This is a genomic window from Klebsiella sp. V115_8, from assembly GCF_029967715.1.
Lineage (GTDB): Bacteria > Pseudomonadota > Gammaproteobacteria > Enterobacterales > Enterobacteriaceae > Klebsiella > Klebsiella quasipneumoniae.
This window is the reverse complement of the sequence record NZ_JASCAR010000024.1, coordinates 152,340-170,060: the sequence shown is the minus strand read 5'-3', so window position 1 is coordinate 170,060 and position 17,721 is coordinate 152,340. Positions and strand designations below refer to the sequence as shown.

General features: G+C 50.0%; 18 protein-coding genes and 1 tRNA gene. 10 read left to right on the top strand and 9 right to left on the bottom strand.

What is annotated here, in order from left to right; genetic code table 11:
• Positions 1-21: 21 nt before the first annotated feature.
• The 4 genes from QLG03_RS09500 to QLG03_RS09485 form a co-directional block, all read right to left on the bottom strand.
• Positions 22-882 (bottom strand): hypothetical protein, encoded by an 861-nt coding sequence (locus tag QLG03_RS09500; protein WP_101862069.1) that lies wholly within the window; start codon positions 880-882, stop codon positions 22-24.
• A gap of 366 nt (positions 883-1,248) precedes the next feature.
• Positions 1,249-1,731 carry a WbuC family cupin fold metalloprotein gene (locus QLG03_RS09495; protein WP_064157284.1) on the bottom strand — a complete coding sequence of 161 codons (483 nt, stop codon included), beginning with the start codon at positions 1,729-1,731 and terminating at the stop codon, positions 1,249-1,251.
• A gap of 217 nt (positions 1,732-1,948) precedes the next feature.
• Complete coding sequence (locus tag QLG03_RS09490) at positions 1,949-2,269, bottom strand: GGDEF domain-containing protein (RefSeq protein ID WP_065812255.1); 321 nt, start codon at positions 2,267-2,269, stop codon at positions 1,949-1,951.
• A gap of 953 nt (positions 2,270-3,222) precedes the next feature.
• Positions 3,223-3,297, bottom strand: a tRNA-Arg gene (locus QLG03_RS09485).
• 194 nt (positions 3,298-3,491) lie between these two features.
• Between QLG03_RS09485 and QLG03_RS09480 the strand changes: the two genes are divergently transcribed.
• From QLG03_RS09480 to QLG03_RS09470, 3 genes are all read left to right on the top strand, one after another.
• Positions 3,492-4,661 carry a site-specific integrase gene (locus tag QLG03_RS09480; RefSeq protein ID WP_282473621.1) on the top strand — a complete coding sequence of 390 codons (1,170 nt, stop codon included), beginning with the start codon at positions 3,492-3,494 and terminating at the stop codon, positions 4,659-4,661.
• A gap of 132 nt (positions 4,662-4,793) precedes the next feature.
• A complete protein-coding gene (locus QLG03_RS09475) occupies positions 4,794-5,162 on the top strand; it encodes a DUF6864 domain-containing function (RefSeq protein WP_057951000.1) in 369 nt (122 codons plus the stop codon).
• Between the two features lie 5 nt (positions 5,163-5,167).
• Complete coding sequence (locus tag QLG03_RS09470) at positions 5,168-5,494, top strand: hypothetical protein (RefSeq protein WP_102004363.1); 327 nt, start codon at positions 5,168-5,170, stop codon at positions 5,492-5,494.
• A gap of 86 nt (positions 5,495-5,580) precedes the next feature.
• Here the strand turns inward: QLG03_RS09470 and QLG03_RS09465 are convergent, their stop codons facing one another.
• Positions 5,581-5,769, bottom strand: coding sequence for a hypothetical protein (locus QLG03_RS09465; protein WP_102004364.1), 189 nt, complete (start codon positions 5,767-5,769; stop codon positions 5,581-5,583).
• Positions 5,770-5,981: 212 nt separating this feature from the next.
• On the opposite strand from QLG03_RS09465, the gene QLG03_RS09460 reads away from it, so the two are divergent.
• A protein-coding gene (locus QLG03_RS09460) for an IS3 family transposase (RefSeq protein WP_282473622.1) occupies positions 5,982-7,093 on the top strand; the annotation gives its coding sequence in 2 pieces (ribosomal slippage) (positions 5,982-6,234 and positions 6,234-7,093; 1,113 coding nt in all).
• A 442-nt stretch (positions 7,094-7,535) separates the two neighbouring features.
• On the opposite strand, the gene QLG03_RS09455 is transcribed toward QLG03_RS09460, so the two are convergent.
• The gene (locus tag QLG03_RS09455; RefSeq protein WP_178944621.1) at positions 7,536-7,778 is read right to left on the bottom strand and encodes a hypothetical protein; all 243 of its coding nucleotides are present in this window, start codon (positions 7,776-7,778) and stop codon (positions 7,536-7,538) included.
• A 77-nt stretch (positions 7,779-7,855) separates the two neighbouring features.
• On the bottom strand, positions 7,856-8,605 hold the full coding sequence (locus QLG03_RS09450; RefSeq protein WP_178944620.1) for a hypothetical protein: 750 nt from the start codon (positions 8,603-8,605) through the stop codon (positions 7,856-7,858).
• Positions 8,606-9,006: 401 nt separating this feature from the next.
• On the opposite strand from QLG03_RS09450, the gene QLG03_RS09445 reads away from it, so the two are divergent.
• Positions 9,007-9,183, top strand: coding sequence for a hypothetical protein (locus QLG03_RS09445; RefSeq protein ID WP_227524246.1), 177 nt, complete (start codon positions 9,007-9,009; stop codon positions 9,181-9,183).
• Positions 9,184-9,376: 193 nt separating this feature from the next.
• Here QLG03_RS09445 and QLG03_RS09440 read toward each other — a convergent pair whose 3' ends face one another.
• On the bottom strand, positions 9,377-10,318 hold the full coding sequence (locus QLG03_RS09440) for a formate/nitrite transporter family protein (protein ID WP_060590099.1): 942 nt from the start codon (positions 10,316-10,318) through the stop codon (positions 9,377-9,379).
• Positions 10,319-10,607: 289 nt separating this feature from the next.
• Between QLG03_RS09440 and mlaA the strand changes: the two genes are divergently transcribed.
• The gene (mlaA, locus tag QLG03_RS09435) at positions 10,608-11,369 is read left to right on the top strand and encodes a phospholipid-binding lipoprotein MlaA (RefSeq protein WP_032453618.1); all 762 of its coding nucleotides are present in this window, start codon (positions 10,608-10,610) and stop codon (positions 11,367-11,369) included.
• Between the two features lie 58 nt (positions 11,370-11,427).
• Here mlaA and fadL read toward each other — a convergent pair whose 3' ends face one another.
• Positions 11,428-12,750, bottom strand: coding sequence for a long-chain fatty acid transporter FadL (gene fadL, locus QLG03_RS09430; RefSeq protein WP_023290543.1), 1,323 nt, complete (start codon positions 12,748-12,750; stop codon positions 11,428-11,430).
• A gap of 373 nt (positions 12,751-13,123) precedes the next feature.
• On the opposite strand from fadL, the gene QLG03_RS09425 reads away from it, so the two are divergent.
• The 4 genes from QLG03_RS09425 to sixA all read left to right on the top strand — a co-directional run bounded on the left by QLG03_RS09425 (position 13,124) and on the right by sixA (position 17,716).
• Positions 13,124-13,408, top strand: a complete 285-nt coding sequence (locus QLG03_RS09425) for a YfcZ/YiiS family protein (RefSeq protein ID WP_101862067.1) — start codon at positions 13,124-13,126, stop codon at positions 13,406-13,408.
• Positions 13,409-13,566: 158 nt separating this feature from the next.
• A complete protein-coding gene (gene fadI, locus QLG03_RS09420) occupies positions 13,567-14,877 on the top strand; it encodes an acetyl-CoA C-acyltransferase FadI (protein ID WP_048336257.1) in 1,311 nt (436 codons plus the stop codon).
• A complete protein-coding gene (gene fadJ / locus QLG03_RS09415) occupies positions 14,877-17,021 on the top strand; it encodes a fatty acid oxidation complex subunit alpha FadJ (RefSeq protein WP_255988975.1) in 2,145 nt (714 codons plus the stop codon). Before fadI ends, fadJ begins: the two co-directional genes overlap by 1 nt.
• Positions 17,022-17,230: 209 nt before the next feature.
• Entirely contained in the window at positions 17,231-17,716 is a 486-nt protein-coding gene (sixA, locus tag QLG03_RS09410) for a phosphohistidine phosphatase SixA (RefSeq protein WP_004201794.1), read from the top strand.
• Positions 17,717-17,721 lie beyond the last annotated feature (5 nt).

The following is a 17,721-nucleotide window of genomic DNA, read 5'->3' as shown; positions in this document are numbered from 1 at the left end:
TCGCTCGGCGGCGAGCCAGGATTAACGATGGGCTGCGTTGCTGGTGTCGGCCTCGTCGGGCAGGGCATTCTCTCTAAGCATGACTTCCTCCTTAAGCCTTTCCAGCACGTGATGAAAGAGCTGGGTCCTGTCTGGCTCAGCCATGGTCTGCAATTTCACATTAAATAAAGTATGGGACAGAATAAGATCGTGGATAAATTCCAGCAGTACCTCACTTTGCGGAAGTGAGGTTAATTCCTGATGGATATAACCGGTTTGTTGCCGTAGCGGATTTTTTGTGACATCCATCGGTCGGGCGCTAATGCTATGGGCAAATATTTTCTCAATTGCCTGACTGGTAATATAGAGCCGATTCAATGACAGGATGGGGTTTTCGGCTTCCTGCGGAATGAAGTGACAATAAACAAACGGTTTCTCAGGCAGCATCATGCTGAACCTGTTTTCACGATGAATATCGTTAGGCGCCTCCAGCAACGCCATTAAATTCCGGCTGTGCGGATGCCAGAGTCCTGAAGCTGTGACCTTGACGTTGAACTGTGTGACGGTATTCCCGCTCTGGGTTTCCATGACGGGAATATCGCCATCAATCCGCAAAATGCTATGGATATGGGAGTGTGGCGACCAGTAGGTTTCCAGCGTCTCAGATGAATTGAGTGGATTAAATGTGTTGGTTACCTCTTTTTCCTGATGAGAAAGGACGGCGAGTTTTAGTGTTCCCCGCGTCGGGTTAAGCTTCAGGCATAGATTGATCGCACCGATATCATGCCAGTGAAGAATGTCTTCAATTTCACAGTTTAATAATTTTTGCGCCCGGGAAAGGGAACAATACTCCATTGGCGGTAAATTATTTAATTTCCAGATATTCCGTTCTGTTATATTCATAAGGATTGTTTATTGCAGAAAAATAGCGGTCAGTATTAGCAATGAAAATCTGATGGTCATGTGCTTTTTTTTGTTAACGTCGCTGGTCTGATTGATGAAATTCATTCATGTTGAGAATATTATATCAATAAGATGATTATTCTTATTGTTACGTCAGCCATTCACTTGATTGTGTAATCCTATCATTTATTTCGCTCGAGAAAAATAGTTTGCTTAGCGCCTGAATACAACACTTTTTTGTTTTTTTATTAACGACCTCGACGAGAGGAAACGCATCATGAAGAGAATGTGGCTCTTGAGATCAATGCCTGGACGACAGGGATAACGCAAACGGATGCTCGCGGCATCCGTTTGCGGCGGCCAAGCTTACCGGGTTACAGAGGGAAAGCGATCTCCTGACTGCGCGATGGCATACCAGGCCATCATCTCCGCGGTACCCGGCTGACCTTCTGCTGGCGCCCAGTCCATAGTGTCGATTTCAGCAAGCGGTTGATAAGCGCCTTGTTTGACTTCAAATACCATCCCACCAGCGTCGAGTGAGAGCACCGTATGCCAGGTGCCAGGCTCCATTTCCAGCGCCGTGCAGGTTTCACCCAGCACCACCCGGTTAGTGATCGCGCCATGATCATCAAAATTTAGCACCACAAAGCGACCTTTCAGCGGCAGCAAAAGTTCAAAGGTATGTCGGTGCCGGTGCGGGCGGATATAGGTGCCGGGTTCCATAGCGATAGCCAGACGCTGCACCGGGTCGCTCAGCTCAGGGTGAAAATTGCGATGGGCACGTAAGCGCGGGGAACTGGCCGCCGCTTCGCTCTGCTGCTGCATATCGCTAAGGGTGATCTGTTTCATATCAACGCCTGGCTCCTTTGTTGTCCAGAGAGTGTTGCGTCGGCTGGGCGGCAGGTTGACGACCAGGCCACGCGATATTGTACGCATAAAGCGTGTTGCTGTCGGTTAATTGTCGAGGCTATAGAGTGCAGGAGGGCTTCTGCCAGGCAACCACGCAATTCCTACCTGCTTTTTTTGCCTGGTACAGGGCGCCGTCGGCACGGTTAAGTCATTCATTCTATACCGTTTTAGGATCCTCCGTTGTGGCAAGACCGATACTGATCGTGACGCTTTCGGGCAGTTTAACCCTGCTGCTGACGTCGCCTGGGTTGATAATGGTCTGGCGGGTCCGCTCGGCGATGAGTTGCGCCTGCTGTTGGCCCACGTCAGACAGTAATAGCGCAAATTCCTCGCCGCCTGTTCTGGCCACAATATCATCTCTGCGAACCTGATCCTGAAGTACCCCGGCCACATACTGAATAACAAGATCTCCCTGAAAGTGACCATATTTGTCATTGATGCGCTTGAAATGATCGATGTCGCATAACAATTTAGACAATGGTTTTGCGCAGAGACCCGTTGCATTTTTTTTATCAGCACAAGGTAAAAATAACGGCGGTTATACAGCTGCGTCAGATAATCACGAATCGAGTTCTGATAGGCATTCTCATATTTATTGTTGGATAATTGATAAAGATTAAACGCATTAAGGAAGATAATGATAATAAAGATCAGAGTGCCCAGCGTTTCGAAAAGCCTCGCTTTATACCCTATGTTCTCGCTAGCGACATCTGCGGTTGTTAAGAAAGAGAAGGTTAAGATATAAACGAAGTAGTAAAAATAGATTCCTGTCCAGAATATATTTCTGAAGCGGGTTAATGCCATCGTCGTGAAAAAAAAGAACGTCCATATGTAAACCATTATATTACTGGCTAAGCGAATCGTTGGTTCATACAGGTGTATTGAGGAAAATCCAACAATCAGGACGATAGCTAAGGTCAGGCTTACACAGGCAAAGGTAATAATAATGTGATTATGGGAGGCCAGCAGGCGATGCGAACGAAACTTGAATACTAATGCCGCGGTGATGATTTAGGTGAGTGTTAACGCGTTGCGGTAAAAATAGATGAGTCTGATGGCCTGTTCATTAGGTCATACCTGTCAGGGCAAGAAAACTATGTTTTTATGATCGTGAATATCAATATTTTGAATGTCTGTCGGGAGTGAGCAGTATGCTTTTCGTGCGGTCGCTGCTGACGATGTCATTACGTTTTACAACTCGTCTTTTCCTGTGAGTTGTTCATTTTAGTCGCAAAATTATAACTGGTGTTTTCCTCTTTTTAAAAAGAGGAATGGCGCCACGGGTTTTATATCTATAAATAAATCACTTTGTGCGTTAACAGGAAGGGGGCATTGATGATCAGGTTGGTACCACCTTGAGTAGACAGTCTACAGGAGCTGCAGAAAAACCATCAAAAGTCGGCGTGGATCCGACATAAAGCAGGAGGGTTATGGTGTCCCCTGCAGGAATCGAACCTGCAACTAGCCCTTAGGAGGGGCTCGTTATATCCATTTAACTAAGGGGACATAGAACTTACTGATTTTTAAGCGTTCAGCTTGTGTTGCATGTTATCCTATCATTCCCCGTATCATCAAGCATTTCATTCCTTTTATTTCCTTCCGTTCGCATCAATTCGCTTAGAAAATCACTTCGTTCACTTGCCATTGCGTACACATTGAGTACAGAATGCAGGATTTCAGTGTGTACAGGATACAGAGCCGTGGCCCTTAGTGATACCAAACTCCGTAGCATCAATGCTAAGCCATACAGCGGCGCAGCTGAGGTCACAGATGGTGACGGGCTGAGTGTACGCATTACTCCCACAGGCACGATCACATTCCAGTTTCGTTATCGCTGGAACGGTAAGCCCGTTCGCCTCTCCATTGCCCGCTATCCCGCTATGTCTCTCAAGGAGGCGCGCGTAGTCGTAGGTGAGATGCGCGAATTGTACCTCAAGGGACTAAACCCGAAAAATTATTTTGCCAAAGAAGATGGCGAGCTGACTCTCAAAGAGTGCCTGGATCAGTGGTGGGGCAAGTATGTTGAAACGCTGAAGCCGAACACTCAGACGCTGTACAAGTCAGTTGTGTACAACACGATGTACACAGAATTCCCGGACGCTCCGGTAGTAAACATTCCTGTTTCTGCATGGGTACGTTTCTTTGATAAGCAGGAAAAGAAGAACAGCAAAAAGGCCAGGGTCCTTCTTCTACAGCTACGTTCTGTAATGAACTGGTGTATCAGCCGCCAGTTGATCCCATCGTGCCAGGTCCTGAAGCTTAGCGTTAAGACCATTGGCAAAAAACCTGATGTGGGTAGCCGTGTTCTCACGTATACCGAGTTGGCAAAAATCTGGCTGGCGCTGGAGAACAACAAGATCGTTACCTCCAACAAGGTGCTTCATCAGCTGCTTTTGCTTTGGGGAGCCAGGCTATCAGAGCTGCGTCTGGCTACCGCCAGCGAATTCAATATGGATGATCTTATCTGGACGACGCCAGGAGAGCATTCCAAGATGGGTAACGTTATCCGTCGCCCGGTGTTTGACCAGGTGAAACCTTTTGTTGAGAGGCTCCTCAGTGCTGGAAATGATGTTCTGTTTCCTGGCCAGGAACTGGACAAACCTATAGATCGTTCTTCAGCGAACCTCTATATGAAAAAGTTAAGGGATAAAATTGATATACCAGAATGGCGAACACATGACTTCAGGCGCTCGCTGGTGACGAATTTATCAGGGGAAGGGGTTATGCCACACGTCACCGAAAAGATGTTGGGGCACGAACTGGGAGGAGTTATGGCGGTGTATAACAAACACGATTGGTTAGTTGAACAGAAAGATGCGTATGAGTTATATGCTGATAAGATTTTCTGGCATATTAAGCGCCTTATCTAGATACCTTTATAAAATCTAAAGCAAAGTCAGGAAAGGATAAGATGTAGGTAACCTTTTTTTGGTGTATAATTCATGTTATTCATGTTTAGGTAAGAGTTAATAATATTTTTTTTGGTGATGTAAGGAGTAGAGATGAGTATAAATCAAAATGGAATAATAAAAGAGATTAAAATTGGAGAGCGGACAGCAGTAGAATCTACAACAATTTTAATTCCGCCACAGACTACAAAGGTTGAATTGCATCTTGATGCGTCAAAAAAAATCATCATTATCTTTTCTTATGATAATGAAGATAAAACAGTAAGATATACAGGCTCTGCAGATGATTCAGGTGCAATATACACGATGACACTGATTAATTTTAATAATGTATTAGGTGAAGGGATTATGGAGCCATTTCCTTTTTATAAAAGTAATGGCATTCAATATTATATCTCACTATTGGTGATGACAAATGGAGATAAGAGCAGATCACTTATCTATACGATTGTGAAGGATTAGTTATCATGTCGGAATTTAACGGAACTATAAAAAATGAGATAGCTAAAGATAAGGCTTCCTTTAGTGATGCAAATAGAGGTTCTGCACTTTCTAATTCAATTGCTAAGGTGATCGGTGAGGGGGATAATGCAAAAAATAGTGTGGTATGGAAAATAATAACATACACACTTTATATGTATTCTGGAGTTATTGCAATAATGATGGCGAATGATATATATAGGTACGGTGGTATTAATTGCGTTAATATTATCAAAGACACATGGGCTACATACTCACCGATTTTAACTCTATCTTTAGGATATATGTTTGGTAAAAGAGATAGAGTTGAATAAAAGCCGGTCGAGTTCGCTTTTGATATTCAAAGCCTTCTTTATAAAAGGCTTTGAATTTTTGTTTGATTTTTTATTTATTTTTTATGTTATTTTTTGATTCTGTTAATACTACCTTCCTCTATCCAATTAAATACGGCTTTCCTGCTATATCGCGTAGGATAGGTGAGAACTGGATTTGGGAAATCATGATCTTTACGTAAACGCCATACAGCTGTTTTTTTCTTCCCCAGTAATTCGAATACTTCTTTTTCTTCCATAAAGTCTGTAGAAGTCATAAGCACCTCATTCAAAATTACCGTTAAAAATACACGTTCCACACCCACCGCGAACCCCTTCAGTACAAACATCACAGCGGTCTACTTTTTTACGAGGTCGTTCTTTGATGTGCAACCTTGGTTCCCCGTCTTTTGTAAGTATCCCGGTAAAGCGGACCATTCACATTTAGAGATCTTCCTGCATACTGATTATGTTCCTGGAGGAGATCGCCATGCGCAAAGCCCGATTCACCGAACACCAGATCATTGCCGTTCTGAAGTCCGTCGAAGCCGGACGCACCGTCAAAGATGTGTGCCGCGAAGCCGGGATTTCTGAGGCCTCGTACTACAACTGGAAAGCGAAGTTCGGCGGTATGGAAGCCTCTGATATCAAAAAGATGAAGGACCTCGAAGATGAAAACCGCCGGTTGAAACAGATGTTTGCGGACCTGAGCCTCGAGTGCCGCGCATTGAAAGACGTTATTGAAAAAAAGCTTTAAAACCAGCGATAAAGCGTGATCTGGTCAGCTATCTGACCGCGCAGTTTGCCATGAGCTTACGTCAGGCATGCAGGATATTGTCGCTGAGCAGGACGGTATTTCGTTATCAGCCGGATACGCAACGTGATGAGCCAGTCATTATGGCGCTGACCGTGGCGGCTGAACACTATCCGCGATACGGATTTAAAAAGCTTTTTCAGGTGCTGCGCAGGCAGGGCAAAAGCTGGAACCATAAGCGCGTTCACCGGATTTACTGCCTGCTGAAACTGAATTTTCGCCGTAAGGGAAAACAGCGCCTGCCAGTGCGTAATCCGGCTCCGCTGGCGACGCCAGAGGCGATGAACCAGAGCTGGTCCATCGATTTTATGCATGATGCGCTGGTGTGCGGCAGACGCTTCCGGACCTTTAACGTGGTGGATGATTTTAACCGCGAAGCACTGGCGATCGAAATTGACCTGAATATCCCGGCGCAGCGAGTCGTGAGAGTGCTGGACAGGATCGTGGCAAACCGCGGATATCCGCTAAAGATGCGGATGGATAACGGTCCGGAACTGGTCTCGCTGACGCTGGCACAATGGGCAGAAGAGCATGGTGTGATGCTGGAGTTTATCAGGCCCGGCAAGCCAACGCAGAATGCCTTTATCGAACGGTTCAACCGGACATACAGAACAGAAATACTGGATTTTTATCTGTTCAGAACACTGAATGAAGCACGGGAAATTACAGAGCGCTGGCTGGCTGAATATAACGGCGAGCGCCCCCACGAATCCCTGAATAACCTGACGCCGGAAGAATACCGGCTGATGGCTGAAACCCCGGAAATCTCAAAAAGTGCGTGGAACTAAAACGGGTGCGCTTACATACCTGCTCAGGGAAATTTTTAGTCTTTTATATCGTAGTCTGTTCCCGACCTCAGGCAAGCTACAACCTTCTTGCACTGTTTTATTGGCTGCTATGACGGTACTGGCATTAATGGCTCACCGAGACTCAAGCGAGTTATGGATAAAACTTACGGGAAATCAGGTTCCTCACTGACGGGTGTGGTTAGTAATATGCACGGGGCGTCTACTATTAGGGTTGGTGAGGTCCTCGCGTTACCCCAAAAAATCGCTGGCATTTATGTGGTCTGCTTTTTAAGACCGCTAGTTAACGGATGCAGAAATGAATCTGATGTATAACCGGTTTAAAGGTGTTGGCGAAGTTCAGGATGCTCTTTAAATAGAACAAAAGGCTATGAGCGCTTACTGATAGCCTTTTGTATTTTTAAGTATGAAATAAATACATTGATTATGGTATCCTACAATAATCAATGTGACATCGAGGGGAAATTTCATTTTCCTTTTGTATTAACATTGTAGGATTGTCATGCCAGTTAGTGGATCTGTTGAATACATTTTTCATTTTATCATCCATTACATCTTCTGATAGATAGATAGCTTGAATTTCAGAGGCATCATTAAAGGATGCTTCTTTCTGGCTACCGTCTGGATATTCAATTAAAAATGTAACCTTTATTACTTTGCCTCTCATGGTAACCACCTGCGGATTTGAAAGCTTCTTTTTTCGGGCTGTGTGTTATTTAATGTGGTATGTTGTATTGGGGTTATTTATGGATAAAAAGGACTGCATTCTGTAAATAAACCTCCATCTGTAAAGGTATTTCCGGTGCAGCAATCTGTCGCACCTTTTCCCATGAAAGCCATGTTTCCGCAAGCAGCCGGTAACAGCTTCTGCCAAGTTTTACCCCGGCTGTTTCTACCAGTGCTCATCAATTCATAATTGCAATTATCATCCCGTCTTTGATCTTTAGAGACAGTGGGGTTGTATTTTTTTTCACCTTCACTGAGGCATTTTTGGTATTTGATATTATCAAGTTCTTTGGCTGCATTAGCCTCTTTCATTATTAGGATGCATTTCTGGTCTTTGGGATTGGTAATGCAATTGGTTTTTCTCTTGAGATAGTTTTGATTTTTATTAATGACATTACATTGTTTCGCCAATATTGATTGTTTTGGAACAGTATTGCAAGCCATTTGGTAAAATGCTGGAGTAAAATCAAAAGTATTAGCATGAGGGCCAGTGCCTCTGTATATAGTGCCTAAACATTGTTTCTCACCTGATTCTAAACAAATTGTGCACTCATGTCCATTTATACATTTTTCGTATTTACCATTACTACTACGTAAAGGATCATGAGCATATTCTGTGCCATTCATTACGTCTGGAAATACTACATGTGCGTCGCAGTTTCCAGGGCATGCATTTCCATCATTATAAATCGTTATCCGTTTCACTTCAGTGTGCCCGAGTCCTGAAGAAGTGATTAATATGATTAAAAATAAATAGCGAAGTAACATGTTTCCTCCTACTGTCTGCCGCTATTAAATAAGGAGTGGTTTTAGTTTTATGCTCACGATGTGATATTGAATTTGCATTGTGATTTATCCATATAACGCACTTAATGGCTATCGTAATTAAAATTTAGCTTATTGTGACGAACTTGTAATGTCTTATAAAAAATATTGATATAAATTTTAATCTTATGGATGATTTTAGATAGCTATCCTGTTAATATGATTTTTATAGTAAAAGATGTTGTTTTTATAAATTCTGTAAGTATAGAAAAGATAGCTAAATACTGTTAAGATTGATAATCATTCGCTGGTTATTGAATCACATCTGCAACATAGACACGAATAAGCGTATTGTAGAAACGACAGATGGTTAAGTGGCCAGATGTCCGCAGCACGGCGACGCCGTGCTAATTCGCTATGACGAACGCGCTGAGTTCGCAAAACTGTTCGGTGGCGCGCTGGTAACTGATGACGAAGAAGCATTAGAAGATGAGGCACTGGATGATGTGATAGTGATAGGAATAGTGACATTCGTCATCAACCGCACTAGTCGTAATGATGACGAATGCCCGGTTATATAAAGCCTTCAAAATATGTGTATATATATGAGTACAAAAAGAAGCGTTATTTCTCTTCTTTTGTAAAAAAATACAGTTGCTTATATTTTTTATTTGCTATACCTATTTAACTAAGGGGACAAGGCGGCACGAGTATAGCGTTTTTCGCCCGCCTGAGTAAGAGCTATACCGTCTGACTGCTTAAACCCTCGCCATTCTAAGCGCTTTTTTTATGCCCGGTCGGCATTTTGGCTTTTGCAGCGGCCTGCGCGCGGGCTTCCGCTTTTCGCTTGTTGCTCATGTCGTTACGGATCTGCGCATGGCTCAGCAGTGCGAAGATGAAGGTCCCGCCGCAGATATTACCCGCCAGCGTCGGAAGGGCGAAAGGCCAGATGAAGTCGCTCCAGGGCAGGCTTCCATTAAACACCAGATAAAGGATCTCCACCGAGCCCACCACGATATGGGTAGTATCCGCCAGGGCGATAAGCCAGGTCATCAGAATGATCACCACGATCTTGGCGGCGCCGGCGAGGGGAAACATCCAGACCATGGTGGCGACCAGCCAGCCGGAAATAATCGCATTGGCGAACATCTCCGTCGGGCTGTTTTTCATCACATCTTCGGCGATGCTGACGAAGGCCTGGCGGGTCGGCTCATCAAAAACAGGCATATAATTGAAGGCCCATGCGGCCACCGCGGTGCCGATGAGATTGCCCGCCAGCACCACAGACCATAGCCGCATGAGTAAACCGACGTTTCCGGGGGTGGGATTGTGCATCACCGGCAGTACGGCGGTGACCGTATTTTCCGTGAACAGCTGCTGGCGGGCCATAATTACGATAATAAAGCCGAAGGTATACCCGAGGTTCTCGAGTAAAAACCCTCCCGGGATCCCCTCCAGCTTGACGTGAAAAATCCCTTTCGCCAGCAACGAGGCGCCCATCGACAGACCGGCCGCAATCGCAGACCACAGCAGGGCCAGCGCATCGCGCTCCATCTCTTTTTCCCCTTCCTGACGAATATGTTCATGGATCGCCATCGCCCGCGAGGGAAGACGGTCTTCATCCACTTCTATCTCCTCCCCGCGCTGCTTTTCTTCACTTTCAACCTCACGTTCGTCGTCCGCTGGCTTTAATTTGTTATCATCAAGTTCATCCATTTCGTGGCCCTCGCTATCACTCTGTATAGTAATAGCGTAGCGGCTTTACCTGGCGTCTGGCTGGGCATACTCTGAAATCGCAAAAATGGTAACGTCAGATTTTTGTCGCTCCGCTAGAATAGGAGCCCCGCGATCTCGTTATTCCCAGGCTATGATCAAATCAACAACTTGGGTGATATAGACATCGTTCAACGTGCTGTTACAATCGCTCACATCTGTACGGGCGGAAACGTTGTCTTTCCGTCATGGATGGCAACTCGCGATAGCCATAAAAACCAGGGAGACATCTATGAATTATCGCCTGTCGGCGCTTGCGCTTGGCGCCACATTGCTGGTGGGATGTGCCAGTTCCAGCTCTGGCGATCGGCCGCAGGGGCGCTCAGACCCGTTAGAAGGGTTTAACCGCACGATGTTTGACTTCAACTTTAACGTGGTTGATCCTTACGTGCTTCGTCCCGTCGCGGTGGCATGGCGTGACTATGTTCCGCAGCCGGCGCGCAATGGCTTAAGCAACTTCACCAGCAACCTGGAAGAGCCGGCGGTGATGGTGAACTCCTTCCTGCAGGGCGACCCGTATAAAGGTATGGTCCACTTTACCCGCTTCTTCCTGAACACCATCCTCGGGATGGGGGGTCTGATCGATGTCGCCGGGATGGCTAATCCGCAGCTGCAGCGCGTTGAACCGCATCGTTTCGGCAGTACGCTCGGCCACTATGGCGTCGGCTATGGTCCGTATGTGCAACTGCCATTCTACGGCAGCTTTACCCTGCGTGACGAAGGCGGCGATATGGCCGATGGCCTCTATCCGGTGCTCTCCTGGCTGACCTGGCCGATGTCGATCGGCAAATGGGCGGTAGAAGGGATTGAGACACGCGCTCAGCTGCTGGATTCCGACGGCCTGCTGCGTCAGTCTTCCGATCCTTACATTCTGGTGCGTGAGGCTTACTTCCAGCGTCATGACTTTATCGCCAACGGCGGTAAGCTGACCCCGGCGGACAATCCGAACGCCCAGGCCATTCAGGATGAACTGAAAGATATCGATTCACAGTAATCTGCGAATAAAAAAAGGGTGAACATGATGTTCACCCTTTTTTGTTGCGCGCTGCTTATCAGAAGCGGTAGTTGAAGTTGGCGCCGTACAGCCAGGCGGTCCCTTCGGAGCGGAAGGTATACGGGCCTTCCTTGATTTCCACATGCTGCCCGTGCATATAGGAAATCCCGACGTCAACCGACGCATCCTTGTTGAACGCGTAGGTGGTACCCGCGCTCAGCCACAGGCGATCCTGGTCCGGAATGGAAATGGAGCGATTGTTGGCCGGTACCGGGCTGTCGTCGAAGGCGATACCGGTGCGGAAGGTCCAGTTATCGTCGTAATAATAGGTCGTCCCCAGTGCTACGCGGTAGGCGTCCTTAAAGCCTTCCTCTTTATAGAACAGCGTCTGGCCGTTGCTGCCGGTGGCTTTCAGCTCCTGGAACTGGCTCCAGCTGGTGTAGGTCAGACTATAGTGGACCGCCCACTGCGGCGCCACGCGGTTATAGCCCGACAGTTCCCACATTTCCGGCAGGTTAAGGGTCAGTGAACCGCCGGTGGTCTGGCCGTTAGTACCCGCCGGCAGACCGAAGTTGCCAAGGATCTGGTTATAGGCCGCTGGCAGACTGCTGCGATAGTTACCGTCGAAATCGATCTTGACCTCGGAACGGTAGGTTAAACCGTAGCGGTTATTCTTATCCAGCTCATAGAGGATACCGGCGTTCCAGCCAAAGCCCCATGCATTGCCGTTAAGATGGGCGATCTGCGTGTCGGCTGGGATCTTCGCCACCTGGCCTGCCAGCGCCGGCGGCAGCGCGCCAGAGCCAGCGACAATCTGACCCAGATCGCCTGCATAGCGCTCGATCTTCGCCTTAGCGTAGACCGCATCGAAACCTAAGCCAAAGCTCCAGTTGCTGTCGAGGCGATAGGCGCCGCTCAGGTTGAAGTTAGCCGTAGTCAGGTCGGTTTTACCGCCCATGCTGCCGGCCGCATAATCATCGTTATACTCTGTTGCCAGGCCGTAGTTGGAGGTGATGGACGCCCCCCAGCCGAACTGATCGTTAATCGGCGCGACAAAGTGGAAGTTGGGTACCCACGCCGTCGGGGCGATATTGTCCGCATTCAGGCTTTTGCCGGTGGGGGAAGTGCCGGAGACATTGACGCCCGGGTCGACAAAAACGGCGCCCGCCGACATAGTCGGACGGTCAAACATCATAATTAATGCCGGGTTACGACTGGCATTGCCTGCATCGTCTGCGATAGCCCCTTCACCGGAATAGGCCCGACCCAGCCCTGATGAAGAGAATTCGTTGAGCTGGAAGCCTGCTGACCAGGCCTGGGTGGAAACAAGTGCGACAGCCACTGCAAGGGCAGATTGGGTAAAGCGGGTTTTCTGGCTCATGCCCATAACCTCATTGAGTTATTTTTTTTTAAACTATGTTACATGCCGTAACAGAAGCGCGGAAGTGTAGGGTCTGCGGTACAACAGAGAAATCAGACCAGTGCGCTGAGTATAGGTCTGACCAGATGAGTTGTTGCAAGTTTGTTTATGAAGTTTTTCAATTGTGATAACAGAAACGCGATCCAGCTGGCAAAATTGTCGGGGGGAAGGCGACGGAGAAAAGATGATTTTTGTTTTAGATCATTTTTAAGTGTGATTTCTGTCACTTAACGCCGTGATAGCGATTATCGGCTGGAGGCAAACCGGAGGGCGGGCGTAAAATAGGCACATTAATTGTCTGGCACCGCAGGTGCATATCCAGAGGAAATCTACGATGAGTAAATGTAGCGCTGATGAAACCCCGGTTTGCTGCTGTATGGATGTTGGGACCATTGTCGACAACACCGACTGCACCGCCTCATACAGCCGCGTATTCGCCAACCGCGCGGAAGCAGAGCAAATGCTCGCCTCGCTGAGCGAAAAAGCCCGCAGTGTGGAATCTGAACCGTGCAAAATTAATCCCGTCTTCGCCGACGTTGACGGCGGCGTAAAGCTGGATATCGATTTTGTGTTTAGCTGTGAAGCCGAATCCCTCATCTTCCAGCTGGGTCTGCGTTAATCCCTCCGCTTAGCGCCCCGTGAACGGGGCGTTATCTTTTCTGTTCAATGTGTTTTGGCTCGCAATTTTTCGCTTCCCCGATTGGCTTAATGTAAAAAATTAGTTAACAATGTTATCAGGTCAGACCACTTGGTTGTCTTGGTTAACAGGGGAGAGTTATGAGTCAGGCATTACCGCTTATCACCCGTCAGGGCGATCGCATTGCCATTGTCACAGGGTTACGCACGCCGTTTGCGCGTCAGGCGACGGCATTTCATGGCGTTCCTGCCGTTGATTTAGGAAAAATGGTGGTTGGCGAAATGCTGGCGCGCAGCGACATTCCTGTGGAAGCCATTGAGCAACTGGTCTTCGGTCAGGTCGTGCAGATGCCGGAGGCGCCGAATATCGCCCGGGAAATTGTGCTCGGTACCGGAATGAGCGTGCACACCGACGCCTACAGCGTCAGTCGCGCCTGCGCCACCAGCTTCCAGGCCGTGGCGAATGTCGCTGAAAGCCTGATGGCCGGCACCATCCGCGCCGGTATCGCCGGCGGTGCCGATTCCTCCTCTGTGCTGCCTGTCGGCGTCAGCAAAACGCTGGCCCGCGCGCTGGTCGATGCGAACAAAGCCCGCACGCTGAGCCAGAAACTGAAGCTGTTTTCCCGCCTGCGGCCGCGCGACCTGCTACCGGTCCCCCCGGCGGTGGCGGAATATTCAACCGGCTTACGGATGGGCGATACCGCCGAACAGATGGCGAAAAGCTGGGGGATCAGCCGGGAACAACAGGATGCGCTGGCGCATCGTTCACATCAGCTGGCGGCTAAAGCCTGGGAAGAGGGAAAGTTGTCCGCGGAGGTGATGACCGCCTATGCGCCCCCCTTCCGCCAGCCGCTGGAGCAGGACAACAACATCCGTAAAAATTCAACCCTCGCAGATTACCAAAAGTTACGCCCGGCCTTCGACCGTAAACATGGCACCGTTACCGCCGCCAACAGCACGCCGCTGACGGATGGCGCGGCGGCGGTGATCCTGATGACCGAATCGCGGGCCAAAGAGCTGGGGCTGACGCCGCTGGGTTATCTGCGCAGCTATGCCTTTACCGCCATCGACGTCTGGCAGGATATGCTGCTGGGGCCCGCATGGTCCACGCCGCTGGCGCTGGAGCGCGCTGGCCTGACGCTGGCGGATCTCACGCTTATCGATATGCATGAAGCTTTCGCCGCGCAGACGCTGGCCAATCTTCAGTGTCTGGCAAGCGACCGCTTTGCCCGCGAGGTGCTGGGGCGTGCGCAAGCCACCGGTGAGGTGGATGAGAGTAAATTTAACGTCCTCGGCGGCTCTATCGCCTACGGTCATCCCTTTGCCGCCACTGGCGCGCGGATGATCACCCAGACGCTGCATGAGCTGCGGCGACGGGGAGGGGGATTTGGTCTGGTGACGGCCTGCGCGGCAGGCGGTCTGGGCGCGGCGATGATTGTGGAGGCTGAATAATGGATACGGTTTCCGCTTTTAAGCTTGAGGTCCGTGCGGACAACATCGCGGTGATTACCATCGATGCCCCGGGTGAAAAAATGAATACCCTGAAGGCCGAGTTCGGCAATCAGTTGCGGGGACTGATACGCCAGATACGCGACGATAAGTCGGTGCGCGGCGTGGTATTTATCTCCGCCAAAGCCGATAACTTTATCGCCGGCGCAGATATCAACATGATTGCCCGCTGCCGCAGCGCGCAGGAGGCGGAAGCGCTGGCGCGCCAGGGGCAGCAGATTATGGCCGAGATCCATGGCTTGTCGATTCCGGTCATTGCCGCCATCCATGGCGCTTGTCTGGGCGGCGGACTGGAGCTGGCGCTGGCCTGCCATGGCCGCATTTGTAGCGATGACGAAAAAACCCGACTCGGGTTGCCGGAGGTACAGCTTGGCCTGCTGCCGGGTTCCGGCGGGACGCAGCGTTTACCGCGGCTGATCGGCGTCAGCACGGCGCTGGATATGATGCTCACCGGCAGGCAGTTACGGCCGCGCCAGGCGCTGAAGGCCGGTCTGGTGGACGAGGTGGTGCCGCAGACAATTTTACTGCAGGCGGCGGTGGAGCTGGCGCTGAAGGGGCGCCCGGCCAGCCGCGAGGTACCTGTTCGCGAACGCGTGCTGGCGGGCCCCCTGGGTCGCCATCTGTTATTCCAGTACGTCGGCAAGCAAACGCAGCGCAAGACCCAGGGCAACTACCCGGCGGTGAAGCGAATTTTGCAGGTCGTCGAGAATGGTCTGGCCCATGGCTGCAGCAGCGGTTACGCCGAAGAGGCCCGCGCGTTTGGCGAACTGGCGATGACCCCGCAGTCGCAGGCGCTGCGATCGATCTTCTTTGCCAGTACCGATCTGAAAAAAGACCGTGGCGCCGAGGCGGAACCCGCTCCGCTGAGAAGCGTTGCCGTCCTGGGCGGCGGCCTGATGGGCGGGGGGATCGCCTATGTGACTGCCTGTAAAGGCGGACTGCCGGTGCGAATCAAAGATATTCAGCCGGGCGGGATCAACCACGCCTTAAAGTACAGCTGGGATCTGCTGAACAAACAGGTTCGCCAGCGTCGACTGCGCCCCAGCGAGCGCGATCGTCAACTGGCGCTGATCACAGGCACTACCGACTATCAGGGCTTTACCCATCGCGACGTGGTGATTGAGGCGGTATTCGAGGACCTGGCGCTGAAACAGCGGATGGTCAGTGAAGTGGAGCAAAACGGCGGGCCGCAGACTATCTTTGCCTCGAATACCTCGTCGTTACCGATAGGCGATATAGCCGCCCATGCCAGCCACCCTGAGCGGGTGATCGGCCTGCACTTTTTCAGTCCGGTGGAGAAAATGCCGCTGGTTGAGGTGATCCCGCATAAGGGAACCGATCCGCAGACCATCGCCACTGTGGTGCAACTGGCTAAACGTCAGGGGAAAACGCCGATCGTGGTGGCGGACAAAGCGGGCTTCTATGTGAACCGCATCCTCGCGCCGTATATAAATGAAGCGATGCGCCTGCTGGTGGAGGGAGAACCGGTTGAGGTGATTGATAAGGCGCTGGTGAAATTCGGCTTCCCGGTGGGACCGGTTCAACTGCTGGATGAAGTAGGTATTGATACCGGCACCAAAATTATTCCCGTGCTGGAGAATGCCTTTGGAGAGCGTTTCAGCCCACCTGCAAACATCATTGACGCGATTTTGAAGGACGATCGCAAAGGTAGAAAAAATAATCGTGGTTTCTATCTTTATGAGACAAAAGGGCGTAAAAGCAAAAAACGGCCCGACCCGGCAGTCTATCCGCTGCTGGGCATCGACCGCCCCCAGTCGCGGTTGTCCACGCAGCAGGTGGCGGAGCGCTGTGTGATGATGATGCTTAACGAGGCGGCGCGCTGCTTTGATGAGCAGATTATCCGTAGCGCGCGCGATGGTGATATCGGCGCCGTATTTGGTATAGGGTTTCCGCCATTTCTTGGCGGCCCGTTCCGGTATATGGATACTATCGGCGCGGGTGAAGTTGCCGCGATCCTGCAGCGCCTGGCCGCCCAGTACGGCCCACGTTTTACACCCTGTGACACTTTATTACGCATGGCCGAACAGGGGACCACCTTTTGGCCAGCGGATGAACGGATGACCTAAGTTATGGTCAAAGAAGGTAAATCCGGCTGCGGATGACGCTGTTGATTGGCTGTTTTGTAAACAATCATTGACTATACTTACGCCATTGAGGTAAAAAACAGCGTTTCATTCGTTGAATGGATCAGGCACAATGCCCGGCCACCGGGTCACCTGCGTATTGTCTTCGCAGGCCAAACTACGGTGCTTCTGGTTAACAAAAGCGGTGCAATATGCAAGTTTTTATTATGCGTCACGGCGACGCTGCCCTCGATGCAGCCAGCGACTCGGTTCGTCCATTAACCGTATGCGGTTGTGATGAGTCTCGTCAGATGGCAACCTGGCTGAAAGGTCAAAAAGTGGATATTGAGCGCGTTCTTGTCAGTCCCTATCTGCGTGCGGAACAGACGCTGGATATTGTTGGGGAGTGCATGAACCTGCCGAAACATGTCGACGTGATGCCGGAACTCACGCCGTGCGGCGATGTGGGAATGGTGAGCGCTTATCTGCAGGCGCTGGCAAATGAAGGCGTGGCGACGGCGCTGGTCGTCTCCCACCTGCCGCTGGTGGGGTACCTGGTCTCAGAGCTGTGCCCGGGGGAAACGCCCCCGATGTTCACCACCTCGGCTATCGCCTGCGTTAATCTGGACGCCGACGGCAAGGGTGAATACCTCTGGCAGAAAAGCCCCTGCAATCTCAAGATGGCCAACGCCATCTGACGACC

Excerpts from the sequence above, each read along its gene's own strand:
- QLG03_RS09500 (WP_101862069.1), bottom strand. The coding sequence starts at position 882 with ATGAATATAACAGAACGGAATATCTGGAAATTAAATAATTTACCGCCA.
- QLG03_RS09495 (WP_064157284.1), bottom strand. The coding sequence starts at position 1,731 with ATGAAACAGATCACCCTTAGCGATATGCAGCAGCAGAGCGAAGCGGCG.
- QLG03_RS09475 (WP_057951000.1), top strand. The coding sequence starts at position 4,794 with ATGAGTATAAATCAAAATGGAATAATAAAAGAGATTAAAATTGGAGAG.
- QLG03_RS09470 (WP_102004363.1), top strand. The coding sequence starts at position 5,168 with ATGTCGGAATTTAACGGAACTATAAAAAATGAGATAGCTAAAGATAAG.
- QLG03_RS09465 (WP_102004364.1), bottom strand. The coding sequence starts at position 5,769 with ATGACTTCTACAGACTTTATGGAAGAAAAAGAAGTATTCGAATTACTG.
- QLG03_RS09455 (WP_178944621.1), bottom strand. The coding sequence starts at position 7,778 with ATGAGAGGCAAAGTAATAAAGGTTACATTTTTAATTGAATATCCAGAC.
- QLG03_RS09450 (WP_178944620.1), bottom strand. The coding sequence starts at position 8,605 with ATGTTACTTCGCTATTTATTTTTAATCATATTAATCACTTCTTCAGGA.
- QLG03_RS09440 (WP_060590099.1), bottom strand. The coding sequence starts at position 10,318 with ATGGATGAACTTGATGATAACAAATTAAAGCCAGCGGACGACGAACGT.
- mlaA (WP_032453618.1), top strand. The coding sequence starts at position 10,608 with ATGAATTATCGCCTGTCGGCGCTTGCGCTTGGCGCCACATTGCTGGTG.
- fadL (WP_023290543.1), bottom strand. The coding sequence starts at position 12,750 with ATGAGCCAGAAAACCCGCTTTACCCAATCTGCCCTTGCAGTGGCTGTC.
- QLG03_RS09425 (WP_101862067.1), top strand. The coding sequence starts at position 13,124 with ATGAGTAAATGTAGCGCTGATGAAACCCCGGTTTGCTGCTGTATGGAT.
- fadI (WP_048336257.1), top strand. The coding sequence starts at position 13,567 with ATGAGTCAGGCATTACCGCTTATCACCCGTCAGGGCGATCGCATTGCC.
- fadJ (WP_255988975.1), top strand. The coding sequence starts at position 14,877 with ATGGATACGGTTTCCGCTTTTAAGCTTGAGGTCCGTGCGGACAACATC.
- sixA (WP_004201794.1), top strand. The coding sequence starts at position 17,231 with ATGCAAGTTTTTATTATGCGTCACGGCGACGCTGCCCTCGATGCAGCC.